Source organism: Ruegeria sp. HKCCD7181, assembly GCF_057221055.1.
The window spans coordinates 75,754-90,675 of the sequence record NZ_JBWVBC010000003.1; the positions used below are offsets into that span (position 1 = coordinate 75,754).

The following is a 14,922-nucleotide window of genomic DNA, read 5'->3' on the forward strand; positions in this document are numbered from 1 at the left end:
CATGATGGGTGAACTGATCGTTTTAGGCGCACTGGGCGTCTTGCTTGCGGGGGCTGCTGCGAAAGCGGCCGAAGCCGAAAAGGTCCGGGTTCGGGCTGAGGCGAAAAAGAAAAAACGAGGGCGTTGATGGACGGCTCAAGATACGACGACGGCAGCACGGACGCGCTGAGCGGAGAACAGAAGATCCGCAACTTTAACATCAACTTCGGCCCGCAGCACCCTGCGGCGCACGGGGTTTTGCGTCTGGTTCTCGAGTTGGACGGCGAGATTGTCGAGCGTTGTGATCCGCATATCGGCCTGCTGCACCGCGGTACTGAAAAGCTGATGGAAAGCCGGACGTATCTGCAGAACCTGCCATATTTCGACCGTCTCGATTACGTGGCGCCGATGAATCAGGAACATGCCTGGTGTCTGGCCATCGAAAAGCTGACCGGGGTCGAGGTGCCGCGCCGGGGATCGCTGATCCGGGTGCTGTATTCCGAGATCGGGCGCATCCTGAACCACCTGCTGAACGTGACCACGCAGGCGATGGACGTGGGTGCTCTGACCCCGCCGCTTTGGGGCTTTGAAGAGCGCGAAAAGCTGATGGTGTTCTATGAGCGCGCCTGTGGCGCCCGCCTGCACGCGGCCTATTTCCGCCCCGGCGGCGTGCATCAGGACCTGCCGCCCGAACTGCTGGACGATATCGAGGCGTGGAGCCACGAATTCCCGAATGTGCTCGACGATATCGACGGTCTGCTGACCGAAAACCGCATCTTCAAACAGCGCAACGCTGATATCGGTGTCGTGACCGAAGAAGACATCCAGAAATACGGGTTCTCGGGCGTGATGGTGCGCGGTTCTGGCCTCGCATGGGATTTGCGCCGTGCGCAGCCGTACGAATGCTATGACGAGTTCGAGTTCCAGATCCCCGTCGGCAAGAACGGCGACTGCTATGATCGCTACCTCGTCCGTATGGAAGAGATGCGCCAGTCATTGCTGATCATCCGTCAGGCCATCGCCAAAATCCGCGACTGCCCCGGAGACGTACTGGCACGCGGCAAGATCACCCCGCCGAAACGTTCGGACATGAAGACGTCGATGGAGAGCCTGATCCATCACTTCAAGCTGTACACCGAAGGCTTCCACGTCCCCGCAGGCGAGGTTTATGCCGCCGTCGAGGCTCCCAAGGGAGAGTTCGGCGTCTATCTGGTCGCCGACGGCACCAACAAACCATACCGCGCCAAACTGCGCGCACCCGGTTTCCTGCACCTGCAAGCCATGGACCACGTCGCCGGAGGCCACCAACTGGCCGACGTCGCCGCCATCATCGGCACCATGGATGTTGTGTTTGGGGAGATTGATCGGTGAGAACTCCAAACCAAGTGAATGTCACGACGGGAAGATTGGCTGGGGAATGATGAGTGCTGGAATCTATACTCAATACGCTGCCGGCTTGGGCTTTTCTGGCATTATTGCTGGGGCTTTACCTTCTGGCGGATTGGGGAACGCAGACTATCGTTTATCGGATGACCAAAGAGTTACCCTGGTGGCTTCGGATCGCACTAGGAGTGCCCATAGCGATCGTACTTCTATTGGTAATTGTGCTGGTTTTCAGCATTTTTCTTTGAGCCAGATTCGCACTCGAGAAGGATACTAAATGCTCCGCCGTTTGCATCCCGAACAACCCGAAAGCTTTGTCTTCACCAATGCCAACCAGCAATGGGCCGAAGCGCAGATCACCAAGTACCCCGAGGGGCGCCAGGCCAGCGCGGTCATCCCGCTGCTGTGGCGCGCGCAGGAGCAGGAGGGCTGGCTGAGCCGTCCGGCGATTGAATCCGTCGCCGACATGCTGGGCATGGCCTATATCCGCGTGCTGGAAGTAGCGTCATTCTACTTTATGTTCCAGCTGCAACCGGTTGGTTCCGTGGCGCATATTCAGGTCTGCGGTACGACCTCTTGTATGATCTGCGGCGCCGAGGATCTGATTGCGGTTTGCAAAGAAAAGATCGCTGCCAAACCGCACGAACTGTCCGCTGATGGCAAGCTGAGCTGGGAAGAGGTCGAATGCCTCGGGTCCTGTACCAACGCGCCGATGGCGCAGATCGGCAAGGACTATTACGAGGATCTGACGGCCGAGAGCTTTGGAAAGATCCTTGATGATCTGACGGCAGGCAAAGTGCCGACCCCGGGTCCACAGAACGGGCGTTATGCAGCGGAGCCTCTGAAAGGGCTGAGCAGTCTGGCTGAGCATGAAGCAGGCAAACCTCAGTACAACGCCAGTGTCGAGCTCGCGACTGGTCTGGGCGACACGGTTAAACGTATCGACGGAACTGAAGTTCCGATCCTGACCCCTTGGCTGGGCAAAGACGGACAGGCAGCTGCGACCAAGGCGGCTCCGAAGCCTCCGAAAGCTCCTGCACCAGCGAAACCTGCAGTGAAGCAGGCAGAAGAGGCCAAGGCCGTCAAGGAAGATCAGCCGGAAATACTGACCGCGGCACGGGACGGCAAGGCGGATGACCTCAAGCTGCTGAAAGGTGTGGGTCCGAAGCTGGAACAGACGCTGAACGAGCTGGGCTTCTATCACTATGAACAGATCGCAAAGTGGACACCGGAACAGGTGGCTTGGGTCGATGCGCGGCTGAAGTTCAAAGGTCGAATCGAGCGCGACGGCTGGATCGAACAGGCGGCCAAACTGGCGGCGGGTGAGGAAACCGAATTCGCCAAACGTGCCAAGGAAGACGGCACTTACGAAGATTAAGACGCGATGCCCATCCGGGGCATCTAGGTGAGATGGATAACGACAAGGAACAGGCCATAGCCCGAAAGGGCCGACATATCGGGGTGGTCATCGCTGCGACCATGCTGCTGTGGCTTGCCATGACGTTATTCATCGGCCCCGCGCTAGGGATGCCGGGGCGCTATGCGCTGCTGTTTGATTTTGCCGCTCTGGCAGGATTCATCTATGCGGGCGTCAACATATTTCAACTCTGGCGCATGCGTCAGGATAGCCGAAGGTAACACGCGATGCTGAAGGATCAGGACCGGATCTTCACCAACATCTACGGGATGCACGAGCGCACGCTGAAAGGCGCGCAAGCCCGCGGGCATTGGGACGGCACCGCTGGCCTGATTGGCAACGGGCGTGACTGGATCATCCAGACGATGAAAGACTCGGGTCTGCGCGGTCGCGGCGGCGCGGGTTTCCCGACGGGCTTGAAATGGTCGTTTATGCCCAAGGAAAGTGACGGTCGCCCGGCTTATCTGGTTGTAAACGCGGACGAATCCGAGCCCGGCACCTGCAAAGACCGCGAGATCATGCGCCACGATCCGCATACGCTGATCGAAGGCTGCCTGATCGCGTCTTTCGCGATGAATGCGCATACCTGCTACATCTACCTGCGCGGCGAGTACATCCGCGAGCGTGAGGCGCTGCAAGCTGCGATTGACGAAGCCTATGACGCCGGTCTGCTGGGTAAGAATGCCGCTGGTTCGGGTTGGGATTTCGACCTGTTCCTGCATCACGGGGCGGGTGCCTATATCTGCGGTGAGGAAACCGCGCTGATCGAAAGCCTTGAGGGCAAGAAGGGCATGCCGCGCATGAAGCCGCCGTTCCCGGCAGGTGCGGGGCTGTATGGCTGCCCGACCACGGTGAACAATGTGGAATCGATTGCCGTGGTTCCAACTATCCTACGCCGGGGCGCGGATTGGTTCGCGGGCTTTGGTCGCCAAAACAACGCGGGTACCAAGCTGTTTGCGGTTTCAGGCCACGTGAACAACCCCTGCGTCGTCGAAGAGGCGATGTCGATCTCGTTCGAAGAGCTGATTGAAACCCATTGCGGTGGCATTCGCGGTGGTTGGGACAATTTGCTGGCGGTAATCCCAGGTGGGTCCTCGGTGCCTTGCGTACGCGGTGAGAATATGCGCGATGCGATTTTGGATTTCGATTATCTGCGCAACGATCTGGGATCAGGCCTGGGAACGGCAGCAGTGATCGTGATGGACAAGTCTACGGACATCATCAAGGCGATCTGGCGTTTGTCCAAGTTCTACAAGCATGAAAGCTGCGGCCAGTGCACACCCTGTCGTGAAGGCACCGGCTGGATGATGCGCGTGATGGACCGTCTTGTCCGTGGTGAGGCCGAGCCGGAAGAAATCGACATGCTGTTCGATGTAACCAAACAGGTCGAAGGTCACACGATCTGCGCCCTCGGCGATGCCGCCGCATGGCCGATCCAGGGCCTGATCCGTAATTTCCGGGAAGAAATCGAAGATCGCATCAAGGCCCAGAAGTCGGGCCGTATGGGTGCAATGGCAGCGGAGTAAACCCAATGGAAGTCTACGCCGACTATTCACATGCGATCGCCTCGCTGGTGGTCTTTACACTGATCGTTCTGTTTCTGTCGCCATTCTCGGCGCTGGCGAAGCAAGGTAAAGGTCTGGCACCGGGGGCGACTCCGGATCAGGATTATTCGGAAAAGGCGTATCGTCTCAACCGCGCCTATCTGAACGGCACGGAAACGCTGCCTGCGTTCCTGACAGTGACTTTGGCCGCCATTCTGCTGGGAGCCAGCCCGCTCTGGGTAAACCTGTTGGCATCCATTGCACTGGTAGCGCGCATCGTCATGCTGGTGATCCATTTGCGTGGGCTTGGCGCTCCGCACAGCGGACTGCGCTCGATTTTCTATGTGGTTGGCTGGGCTTGCATGCTGGTTCTCGGGTTGATGGCATTGGTGGCGGCGTTCTGATGACGAGAGTGAACGTTCAATCTCAGCTCTCTTCGCGTCTTTGTACGTCGTTAAAGGGCATGATTGCGGCTAAGCGTGTGACGTTGGTCGGTGCAGCTGCCGTTGTCTCGCTAGTTTCGGCCTGTGGCTCCGCGCCATCCAGTGATCGAGTCCTGTTTGATGGCAAGTCTTTTCGCGCCAGTGCCAAGGCTGTGGACAAGCGGGCAACGCCTGCTGAGTTTCGAGTAACAGTGAGCGGAGTATCGGCATCCTTGGACGGTGCACGCGAAGCTGGCCGATACGAAGGGACAAAATTCTGCATTCAAAATTTCGGCTCGTCCCGTATCGCGTGGTCGGTTGGGCCTGACACCGAACCGCAAAACCTGCGGATTGAAGATGACAAACTGTTATTTGCAGGAACCTGTCGTCGGCCATGAACCGTGTTTCCGCATATCACCGTTTGGCCGGTAGGCTGCTATTGAATAACAGCCCGGTCGCGGCTCGTCTTGAGGAATCCAAGACGAAAGGAAAGCCGATGTCTGCTGTAAAAACGCTCGCGTTAGCCGCAGTGTTAATGGTGCCTGCCGCCGCTGAGGCGAAGCCGCCCTTGAGGAATGTCAAAGAGATCGACAACGAACTCTATTACATCGCCATCGCAAACGAGATTTCAAAGTACTGCCCGTCCATCAGCGGGCGTCGAATGAAGGCGATTGGGGTGATGTGGGGATTACGTTCCAAAGCGAACGATCTGGGCTATTCGGACAAGGAGATCCGGGCTTACGTGGAATCGGACGCCGAGAAGGATCGGATGCGCGCAAAGGGTAAGACTTATCTGGCACAGCACGGCGTAACCTACGAAAATCCTGAAACATTCTGCACGCTGGGTCGGGCAGAGATCGAAAGAAACAGCGCCATTGGCGTGTATTTGAGGGCGAACTAGACGATGTCTGACCTCCGCAAAGTCAATATCGACGGACAGGAAATCGAAGTCGATGGCGCGATGACCCTGATCCAGGCCTGTGAAGAGGCTGGGGTCGAAGTGCCGCGTTTCTGCTATCACGAGCGTCTGTCGATTGCCGGGAACTGCCGGATGTGCCTGGTCGAGGTCGTAGGCGGCCCGCCGAAGCCGGCGGCTTCGTGTGCGATGCAGGTACGTGATCTGCGCCCCGGTCCGGAAGGGCAGGCGCCGGTGGTCAAGACGAACTCACCCATGGTCAAGAAGGCCCGTGAAGGGGTGATGGAGTTCATGCTCATCAACCACCCGCTGGATTGTCCGATTTGCGATCAGGGCGGCGAATGCGACCTTCAGGATCAGGCCATGGCCTATGGCCTGTCTGGTACGCGCTTCAAGGAAGCCAAGCGCGCGGTTGATGACCTGAACCTCGGCCCGCTTGTTTCGACCGCGATGACACGCTGCATTTCCTGCACCCGCTGTGTGCGCTTCACGACCGAGGTGGCCGGTATCGCCCAAATGGGCCAGACCGGGCGTGGCGAGGATGCCGAGATCACCTCGTATCTAAACCAGACGCTCGACTCGAACATGCAGGGAAATATCATCGACTTGTGCCCGGTCGGCGCGCTTACGTCCAAGCCTTATGCCTTTACTGCACGCCCGTGGGAACTGACCAAGACAGAGTCCATCGATGTTATGGATGCCTTGGGTTCCAACATCCGCGTGGACACCAAGGGGCGCGAAGTTATGCGTTTTCTGCCACGCAACCATGACGGCGTGAACGAGGAATGGATCAGCGACAAAACCCGGTTCGTTTGGGACGGTCTGCGTCGTCAGCGGTTGGACCGGCCATATGTGCGCGAAAACGGCAAACTGCGTCCGGCCACATGGCCCGAGGCGTTGACCAAAGCGGCAGACGCGTTGAAAGGGGCCGAAAGGCCAGCAGGGATCGTGGGCGATCTTGCCCCGGTCGAGGCGGCCTTTGCTCTGAAACAAATGATCGAAGGGCAGGGCGGTGTCGTGGAATGCCGTACTGATGGTTCGAAACTGCCAGCGGGCAATCGCGGAGCATATGTGGGGACGGCCGCGATCGAAGATATCGATGCGGCTGAACGTATTCTTCTGATCGGGACCAACCCGCGCGACGAAGCACCGGTCCTCAACGCCCGCATCCGCAAGGCCTGGATCCAGGGGGCCGAAGTGGCTCTGGTCGGGCCCGCCGTAGATTTGACCTATAACTACCATCATGTCGGTGATGACCGCGCAGCGTTGCAAAGTGTCGTCGACATGGGCGGCGATGATGAGATCAAAGGCAAGCGCTCGCTGCTCATCGTCGGGCAGGGTGCTCTGCAAGAGGCCGACGGCGCGGCTGTTCTGGCTGCCGCGCAGGCGATTGCAGCAAAGACCGAAAGTGGCCTGATCGTTCTGCACACCGCTGCTTCACGCGTTGGTGCGATGGATGTCGATGCCACCAACGAAGGGGGCATGGAAGCGGTCAGCGCGGCTGACGTGATCTACAATCTGGGCGCGGACGAAGTCGAAATCGGTGACGGAGCCTTTGTAATCTATCAGGGCAGCCACGGTGATCGGGGGGCACACCGCGCTGACGTGATCCTGCCGGGCGCGGCCTATACCGAAGAAAACGGGTTGTTCGTGAATACCGAAGGTCGCCCGCAACTTGCGATGCGGGCTGGGTTTGCTCCGGGAGAGGCCAAGGAGAACTGGGCGATCCTGCGGGCGTTGTCGGCCGAATTGGGCGCAACACTTCCCTTCGACTCACTGGCGCAGCTTCGGACGGCACTGATCGAGGCAGTGCCTCATCTGGCACGCATCGGCGACGTGACTGAGAACGAGGTGCAGCCCTTGCAGGCCGCGTTACTGGGCAAAGCATCCTTCTGCTACGCGATCAAGGACTTCTATCTGACCAACCCGATTGCCCGTGCATCGCAACTGATGGCCGAGCTTTCGGCGCAGGCCCAGGCCCGCAAAGCCGAAAAGATCGCGGCAGAATGAATCAAACCTGTTTCATATCGCACAGCAGTATGCGCGCCGGATCAGTCGGTGCCGCAGTTGGTGAATTGCTTATGAAACTGAACAAAAAGGGTGGCGTATTGGCAGCGGATGCTGTTTACACCAACGCGCCGACCCAGCCGCAGTTCGCGCAGGCACAAGGCCTTCGCAACGCAAGCGGAAAACGGAATACCCACGGTGTGAGGACCAATGGCTGAATTCTTTAACACCCCAGGCGGAATAGCGATCATCATCCTGGCACAAGTGCTTGCAGTTGTGGCCTTCGTGATGATCTCGCTGTTGTTCCTTGTCTATGGCGACCGCAAAATCTGGGCGGCTGTCCAGATGCGCCGTGGCCCCAATGTCGTGGGCGTCTACGGCATTCTGCAATCGGTGGCGGACGCGCTGAAATATGTGGTCAAGGAAGTGGTCATTCCCGCAGGGGCGGACCGGGCCGTGTTCATTCTGGCCCCGATGACCAGTTTTGTTCTGTCGCTGATCGCCTGGGCAGTTATCCCGTTCAACGATGGCTGGGTGCTGTCCGATCTGAACGTTGCGGTGCTGTATGTTTTCGCTGTCTCGTCATTGGAAGTTTATGGCGTGATTATGGGCGGTTGGGCGTCGAACTCGAAGTACCCTTTCCTTGGCTCACTGCGCTCCGCCGCTCAGATGATCTCATACGAGGTTTCCATCGGTCTGATCATCATCGGTGTCATCATCTCTACCGGGTCGATGAATTTCGGTGCTATTGTAGGTGCTCAGGACACCGGATACGGCTTCTTCGGCTGGTACTGGCTGCCGCATTTCCCGATGGTTTTCCTGTTCTTCATTTCGGCGCTGGCCGAAACCAACCGCCCGCCGTTCGACCTGCCCGAGGCGGAATCGGAACTGGTAGCCGGCTATCAGGTGGAATACTCTGCGACCATGTTCCTGCTGTTCATGGCGGGCGAATACATTGCAATTTTCCTGATGTGCGCTCTGACCACGCTGTTGTTCTTCGGCGGCTGGCTGTCACCCATTCCGGGCCTGCCTGACGGCGTACTGTGGATGGTCGGCAAGATGACCTTCTTCTTCTTCATCTTCGCAATGGTCAAGGCAATTACCCCCCGTTACCGCTATGACCAGCTGATGCGGCTGGGTTGGAAAGTGTTCCTGCCCTTCTCGCTGGCCTGGGTGGTGTTTGTGGCCTTTGCAGCGAAATTCGAATGGTTCTGGGGCATCTTCGCCCGTTGGAGCGTAGGAGGCTGATATGGCAAATATCGATTATACCCGTGCGGCCAAATACTTCCTGCTGCAAGACTTCTGGGTCGGCATGAAGCTGGGGCTGAAATATTTCTTTGCCCCCAAGGCCACCATCAACTATCCGCACGAAAAGGGTCCGCTGTCGCCGCGGTTCCGGGGTGAACACGCGCTGCGTCGTTATCCCAACGGTGAAGAACGCTGCATCGCCTGTAAACTCTGCGAAGCGGTGTGCCCGGCGCAAGCCATCACCATTGACGCCGAACCGCGCGAAGATGGTAGCCGCCGTACAACGCGCTATGACATCGATATGACCAAGTGCATCTATTGCGGCTTCTGTCAGGAGGCTTGCCCGGTTGATGCCATTGTCGAAGGTCCGAACTTCGAATTCGCCACGGAAACCCGGGAAGAGCTGTTCTACGACAAAGAAAAACTGCTCGACAACGGCGAACGCTGGGAAGCTGAGATCGCTCGTAACCTGGAAATGGACGCACCGTACAGATGAGCGATACTCCCAAAAATCCATTTGAGCAGATGCTCCAGCAGGCACAGGAGATGGCCAAGGCAATGAACCCCGGGCTCGAGAATTTCTCGCCCAAGGGGTTCGAGGCGTTGTGGCCGACCATGCCCAAAGAGGTCATGGAAATGATGTTCGGCAACACCGTCAACAAAGACGGGCTGGATGCCAAAACCCGACTGCTGCTGACGCTGGCCGGGCTGACCTGTCAGGGCGCGCAGGCTGATTCCGCCGTACGCCAGACCGTGCGCCACGCCGTTGAGGCGGGGGCCAAGAAACAAGAGATCGTGGAAACGATCGGTCAGATGTCGGTCTTTGCCGGCATCCCGGCCATGACCCGCGCGCTGGAACTGGCGCAAGAGGCCATGGGCGACAACGAGGATGAGGATCAATGACTGTCTTTGCCTTCTACCTGTTTGCCATCAGCGCCATCACCGGCGGGCTGTTCACGGTGATCAGCCGCCAGCCGGTGCACTCGGTGCTGTGGCTGATCCTGGCGTTCCTGTCCTCGGCGGGACTGTTTGTGCTGCTGGGGGCCGAATTCGTCGCGATGCTGCTGATCATCGTCTATGTCGGCGCGGTCGCGGTTCTGTTCCTGTTCGTGGTGATGATGCTGGACGTGGACTTTGCCGAGCTGAAAGCCGAGATGGCGCGCTATATGCCGCTGGCCTTGCTGATCGGTCTGGTGATCCTGATGCAGTTTGTCATGGCCTTTGGCGCATGGGACAGCGCGCAAGGTGCCGCGGCCAATCTGGCGCAGCCGGTCCCGGTTGACCGCCACAACACCGAGGCGCTCGGCGTCATTCTTTATGATCAATACTTCCTTCTGTTCCAACTGGCGGGCCTGATCCTGCTGGTGGCGATGATCGGCGCCATTGTTTTGACGCTGCGCCACCGCAAGGACATCAAGCGTCAGGACATCGTCGGCCAGATGATGCGCGACCCGGCCGAGGCGATGGAGCTGAAGGACGTGAAACCGGGGCAGGGGTTGTGATGCGGTTTGGCGTCATTCTGTTTGCACCAGCCGCCTGGTTGGCGCTTTCCTTTGCAGCGCATGCAGAGGTTACTTTCTATTTTCTTGCAGAAGTTGTCGGATGGGATGAGCAATTCGACAGCCCTGTTTCTATTGGCAAAGACAGCAGTTTTAGCGGGCGTGACAGGATGCTGGTTCCGTATGCGAACCTTCGCGGTTTGGACAGCATTGTACCTGACAAGGAACGACCAAATCTGAATGATTTTTTGGGATTTGATGTTCAATTGTATGAGAGCGCTGTCGAGGAAGGTTACAAGAACAGGTTGCCTTCCACTCCCGAACAATTCCACGAACTTCAAATGAGAAAGCGTTGTGATATCTGGGCTCAAAACGGAATCGCTCCAGAGAGGCTTTGCGATGAATAGCCTTTGTTTTCAGAAGAAACGCTTCTCAAAGACGAAAAGCCGAGGGACGTTATGATCGGACTTGAACACTATCTTACGGTCGCGGCGACGCTGTTCGTCATCGGCATCTTCGGTCTCTTCCTGAACCGCAAGAACGTCATCATCCTGCTGATGAGCATCGAACTGATGCTGTTGGCGGTGAATATCAACCTTGTAGCGTTCTCCAGCTTTCTCGGCGATCTGGTCGGGCAGGTGTTTACGCTGTTCGTGCTGACCGTGGCGGCGGCCGAAGCTGCGATTGGTCTGGCCATTCTGGTCTGCTTCTTCCGCAACCGTGGCACCATCGCGGTTGAAGACGTCAATATGATGAAGGGTTAAGAGAATATGGAAACCACCATCCTCTTTGCCCCGCTGGTGGGCGCGCTGCTCTGCGGGTTCGGTTGGAGATTCATTGGCGAGAAGGCCGCCATGTGGACTGCCACGGGCCTGCTGTTTCTAGCCTGTCTTCTCAGCTGGATCGTGTTCTTCACCTTTGACGGTCACACCCAGCAGATCGAGATCATGCGCTGGATCGAGAGCGGTTCGCTGTCGACAAGCTGGGCCATCCGACTGGACCGCCTGACTGCGATCATGCTGATCGTGGTGACGACCGTCTCGGCGCTCGTGCACCTCTATAGCTTCGGTTACATGGATCACGACCCGCAATGGCGCGAAGGCGAGAGCTATAAGCCGCGTTTCTTTGCCTATCTGTCCTTCTTTACCTTCGCCATGCTGATGCTGGTGACAGCGGACAATCTGGTTCAGATGTTCTTTGGCTGGGAAGGTGTTGGCGTCGCGTCCTACCTTCTGATCGGGTTCTATTACCGTAAACCGTCTGCAAATGCCGCGGCAATCAAAGCCTTCGTTGTCAACCGTGTGGGTGACTTTGGTTTCGCCTTGGGCATCTTCGCGCTGTTTTTCCTGACGGACAGCATCAACCTCTCGGACATTTTCGCATCGGCCCCGACATTGGCCGAGACGCAGCTGACCTTCCTGTGGGGTGAGTGGACCGCGATCGAAGTAATCTGTGTGCTGCTGTTTATCGGTGCGATGGGCAAATCGGCGCAATTGATCCTGCATACGTGGCTTCCGGACGCGATGGAAGGCCCGACACCTGTGTCGGCCCTGATCCACGCCGCGACCATGGTGACCGCGGGTGTCTTCTTGGTCTGCCGCATGTCGCCGCTGATGGAGTTCGCACCTGGTGCGACTGGGTTCATCACCTTCCTTGGCGCGTCGACGGCATTCTTTGCCGCAACCGTGGGTCTGGTCCAGACCGACATTAAACGTGTGATCGCTTATTCGACCTGTTCTCAGCTAGGGTACATGTTCGTCGCGGCTGGCGTTGGCATGTATTCGGCTGCGATGTTCCACCTGCTGACGCACGCGTTCTTCAAGGCGCTGTTGTTCCTTGGGGCAGGCTCGGTGATCCACGCGATGCATCACGAGCAGGAGATGACGGAATACGGCGGGCTGCGTAAGAAGATTCCATATACCTTCTGGGCGATGATGATCGGTACGTTGGCCATTACCGGCGTCGGTATCCCGCTGACCACCTTCGGCTTTGCCGGCTTCCTGTCCAAGGATGCGATCATCGAAAGCGCCTATGCAGGCGGTACGGGGTATGCGTTCTGGATGCTGGTGATCGCGGCGATGTTCACTTCGTTCTACAGCTGGCGCCTGATCTTCCTGACCTTCTACGGTGAAGAACGGGGCGACAAGCATACGCACGAACATGCCCATGAAAGCCCGATGTCCATGCTGGTGCCGCTGGGAGTTCTGTCGCTGGGTGCGATCTTCTCGGGTATGATCTGGTACAGCAACTTCTTTGGCCATGCCGACAAGGTGGGCAAGTTCTACGGCATTCCGATGGCTGAGGCATCGGCTCATGCCGAGGCGGGCGAACACGCAGCGGCTGACACCGGTCATGGTGAGGAGACAGCGCAAGCAGACACTGCTCATGCTGACGATGGGCATGGCGAGACAGCTTCTGCTGGCGATGGGCACGCTGAAACCGCGTCTCACGGTGAAGAAACCTTAAGCGGTGGCGAGCACCATTATGTCTTTGCAGGTCAGCCTGGTGAGGGCGCCTTGTACATAGCGCCGGACAACCATGTGCTCGATGACGCGCACGCGGCTCCGAAATGGGTCAAGGTTTCACCGTTTGTGGCGATGCTGCTGGGCTTTATCGTCGCCTACTGGTTCTACATCGTGAACACCTCGCTGCCGGCACGGCTGGCCGAGAACCAGCGCCCACTGTACCTGTTCCTCAAGAACAAGTGGTATTTTGACGAAATCTACGATGCGATCTTTGTCAAACCGACCTTGGCACTGGGCCGCTTCCTGTGGAAACGCGGAGATGGCGGTACTATTGACGGCTTCCTGAACGGTGTTGCCATGGGCGTCGTACCCTTCTTCACCCGCCTCGCAGGCAAGGCGCAGACGGGCTACATCTTTACTTACGCCTTCTGGATGGTTCTGGGCATCGCAGCCCTGATCACCTGGATGTCGATCGGCGGAGGCGCACACTAATGGACAATATCCTATCTATTGTCACCTTCATCCCCGCCATCGCAGCAGGCATCCTGGCCCTGTTCTTGCATGGCGAGGACGTAGCCGCTCAGCGTAACGCCAAATGGGTGGCGCTGGTTGCGACGACCGTGACCTTTCTGGTCTCGATCGGCATCTATACAGGCTTTGACCCTTCAAACACCGGCTTCCAGATGGTGGAAGAGGGCGAGTGGCTGATGGGCCTGAAATACAAGATGGGCGTGGACGGCATCAGCGTTCTATTCGTTCTTCTGACCACCTTCATCATGCCGCTGACAATTCTGGCCAGCTGGCAGGTCACCGACCGCGTCAAAGAGTACATGATCGCCTTCCTTCTGCTGGAAACGCTGATGCTGGGCGTGTTCATGGCGCTGGATCTGGTGCTGTTCTACCTGTTCTTCGAGGCAGGTCTGATCCCGATGTTCCTGATCATCGGCATCTGGGGTGGCAAAGATCGCATCTACGCCAGCTTCAAGTTCTTCCTTTACACCTTCCTCGGCTCGGTGCTGATGCTGGTGGCGATGGTCGCGATGTATGCGGACGCAGGAACCACGGATATCGAAGCGCTGATGAGCCATCAGTTCTCGTCGGAAGGGTTTAGCGTCCTGGGCATCTATATCGTCGGGGGCATGCAGACGCTGATGTTCCTGGCGTTCTTCGCCTCGTTCGCGGTGAAGATGCCGATGTGGCCCGTGCACACGTGGTTGCCGGATGCGCACGTGCAGGCGCCGACTGCAGGTTCAGTTGTTCTGGCGGCGATCCTGCTGAAAATGGGGGGCTATGGCTTCCTGCGCTTCTCGCTGCCGATGTTCCCGGTGGGCTCGGCGGTGATGACCGATCTGGTGCTGTGGATGTCCGCGATTGCGGTGGTCTACACCTCACTGGTGGCGCTGGTGCAGGAAGACATGAAAAAGTTGATCGCCTATTCCTCGGTGGCTCACATGGGCTTTGTCACCATGGGCATCTTTGCGGCGAACCAGCAGGGTATTGACGGCGCTATCTTCCAGATGCTCAGCCACGGGTTTATCTCTGCAGCGCTCTTCCTGTGTGTTGGCGTGATCTACGACCGGATGCACACCCGCGACATCGAGGCGTATGGCGGTCTGGTCATCCGAATGCCTGCCTATGCGCTGGTATTCATGCTGTTCACCATGGCCAACGTCGGCCTGCCCGGCACATCCGGGTTCATCGGAGAATTCCTGACCCTGATGGGCGCGTTCCAGGTCAACACGTGGGTAACGGCCGTGGCCGCGACCGGCGTGATATTCTCGGCAGGCTACGCTTTGTGGCTGTACCGCCGAGTTGTCTTTGGCGACCTGATCAAGGAAAGCCTGAAAGCCATTACTGACATGAGCTCACGTGAGCGGCTGATCTTTGCGCCGCTGATAGTGATGACGATCCTGCTGGGCGTTTACCCGTCGCTGGTGACCGATGTGATCGGGAATTCGACTACGGCGCTGATTTCGAACTACGACACGGCTCTGGCCGCGGCTGAGGCCGCGAACCAGGTCGCCTCGCATTAAGGGAGCTTT

General features: G+C 58.0%; 18 protein-coding genes. All 18 read left to right on the plus strand.

From position 1 onward, the window contains the following. The first annotated feature begins 1 nt into the window (after position 1). The 18 genes from AC2TCY_RS07095 to AC2TCY_RS07180 all read left to right on the plus strand — a co-directional run bounded on the left by AC2TCY_RS07095 (position 2) and on the right by AC2TCY_RS07180 (position 14,913). Positions 2-127: a hypothetical protein gene (locus AC2TCY_RS07095; RefSeq protein WP_475159136.1), complete on the plus strand. Its 126-nt coding sequence runs from the start codon at positions 2-4 to the stop codon at positions 125-127. Further along, positions 127-1,350, plus strand: a complete 1,224-nt coding sequence (locus AC2TCY_RS07100; protein ID WP_480846460.1) for an NADH-quinone oxidoreductase subunit D — start codon at positions 127-129, stop codon at positions 1,348-1,350. Before AC2TCY_RS07095 ends, AC2TCY_RS07100 begins: the two co-directional genes overlap by 1 nt. A 53-nt stretch (positions 1,351-1,403) precedes the next feature. Further along, entirely contained in the window at positions 1,404-1,610 is a 207-nt protein-coding gene (locus AC2TCY_RS07105) for a hypothetical protein (RefSeq protein WP_480846461.1), read from the plus strand. A 29-nt stretch (positions 1,611-1,639) separates the two neighbouring features. Beyond that, positions 1,640-2,740, plus strand: a complete 1,101-nt coding sequence (gene nuoE / locus AC2TCY_RS07110) for an NADH-quinone oxidoreductase subunit NuoE (RefSeq protein WP_480846463.1) — start codon at positions 1,640-1,642, stop codon at positions 2,738-2,740. A 32-nt stretch (positions 2,741-2,772) separates the two neighbouring features. After that, entirely contained in the window at positions 2,773-3,000 is a 228-nt protein-coding gene (locus AC2TCY_RS07115; protein WP_480846464.1) for a DUF5337 domain-containing protein, read from the plus strand. A gap of 6 nt (positions 3,001-3,006) precedes the next feature. Next, on the plus strand, positions 3,007-4,305 hold the full coding sequence (nuoF, locus tag AC2TCY_RS07120; RefSeq protein ID WP_480846465.1) for an NADH-quinone oxidoreductase subunit NuoF: 1,299 nt from the start codon (positions 3,007-3,009) through the stop codon (positions 4,303-4,305). Positions 4,306-4,310: 5 nt separating this feature from the next. After that, positions 4,311-4,727 (plus strand): MAPEG family protein, encoded by a 417-nt coding sequence (locus AC2TCY_RS07125; protein ID WP_480846466.1) that lies wholly within the window; start codon positions 4,311-4,313, stop codon positions 4,725-4,727. Positions 4,728-5,241: 514 nt separating this feature from the next. Beyond that, complete coding sequence (locus AC2TCY_RS07130) at positions 5,242-5,646, plus strand: DUF5333 domain-containing protein (RefSeq protein WP_480846467.1); 405 nt, start codon at positions 5,242-5,244, stop codon at positions 5,644-5,646. A 3-nt stretch (positions 5,647-5,649) separates the two neighbouring features. Further along, complete coding sequence (gene nuoG, locus AC2TCY_RS07135; RefSeq protein WP_480846468.1) at positions 5,650-7,671, plus strand: NADH-quinone oxidoreductase subunit NuoG; 2,022 nt, start codon at positions 5,650-5,652, stop codon at positions 7,669-7,671. 71 nt (positions 7,672-7,742) lie between these two features. Next, entirely contained in the window at positions 7,743-7,886 is a 144-nt protein-coding gene (locus AC2TCY_RS07140; protein WP_480846469.1) for a hypothetical protein, read from the plus strand. Continuing rightward, a complete protein-coding gene (nuoH, locus tag AC2TCY_RS07145; RefSeq protein WP_480846470.1) occupies positions 7,879-8,916 on the plus strand; it encodes an NADH-quinone oxidoreductase subunit NuoH in 1,038 nt (345 codons plus the stop codon). The genes AC2TCY_RS07140 and nuoH overlap by 8 nt, the downstream gene beginning before the upstream one ends. A gap of 1 nt (position 8,917) precedes the next feature. After that, entirely contained in the window at positions 8,918-9,412 is a 495-nt protein-coding gene (gene nuoI / locus AC2TCY_RS07150) for an NADH-quinone oxidoreductase subunit NuoI (protein ID WP_480846471.1), read from the plus strand. Next, entirely contained in the window at positions 9,409-9,819 is a 411-nt protein-coding gene (locus tag AC2TCY_RS07155; RefSeq protein WP_480846473.1) for a carboxymuconolactone decarboxylase family protein, read from the plus strand. Before nuoI ends, AC2TCY_RS07155 begins: the two co-directional genes overlap by 4 nt. Next, on the plus strand, positions 9,816-10,418 hold the full coding sequence (locus tag AC2TCY_RS07160) for an NADH-quinone oxidoreductase subunit J (protein ID WP_170400321.1): 603 nt from the start codon (positions 9,816-9,818) through the stop codon (positions 10,416-10,418). Before AC2TCY_RS07155 ends, AC2TCY_RS07160 begins: the two co-directional genes overlap by 4 nt. After that, positions 10,418-10,822 carry a hypothetical protein gene (locus tag AC2TCY_RS07165; protein WP_480846475.1) on the plus strand — a complete coding sequence of 135 codons (405 nt, stop codon included), beginning with the start codon at positions 10,418-10,420 and terminating at the stop codon, positions 10,820-10,822. The genes AC2TCY_RS07160 and AC2TCY_RS07165 overlap by 1 nt, the downstream gene beginning before the upstream one ends. A 51-nt stretch (positions 10,823-10,873) precedes the next feature. Beyond that, positions 10,874-11,179: an NADH-quinone oxidoreductase subunit NuoK gene (nuoK, locus tag AC2TCY_RS07170; protein WP_005984024.1), complete on the plus strand. Its 306-nt coding sequence runs from the start codon at positions 10,874-10,876 to the stop codon at positions 11,177-11,179. A 6-nt stretch (positions 11,180-11,185) separates the two neighbouring features. Continuing rightward, positions 11,186-13,372 carry an NADH-quinone oxidoreductase subunit L gene (gene nuoL / locus AC2TCY_RS07175; protein ID WP_480846476.1) on the plus strand — a complete coding sequence of 729 codons (2,187 nt, stop codon included), beginning with the start codon at positions 11,186-11,188 and terminating at the stop codon, positions 13,370-13,372. Continuing rightward, positions 13,372-14,913, plus strand: coding sequence for an NADH-quinone oxidoreductase subunit M (locus AC2TCY_RS07180; protein ID WP_480846477.1), 1,542 nt, complete (start codon positions 13,372-13,374; stop codon positions 14,911-14,913). Before nuoL ends, AC2TCY_RS07180 begins: the two co-directional genes overlap by 1 nt. Positions 14,914-14,922: the final 9 nt, after the last annotated feature.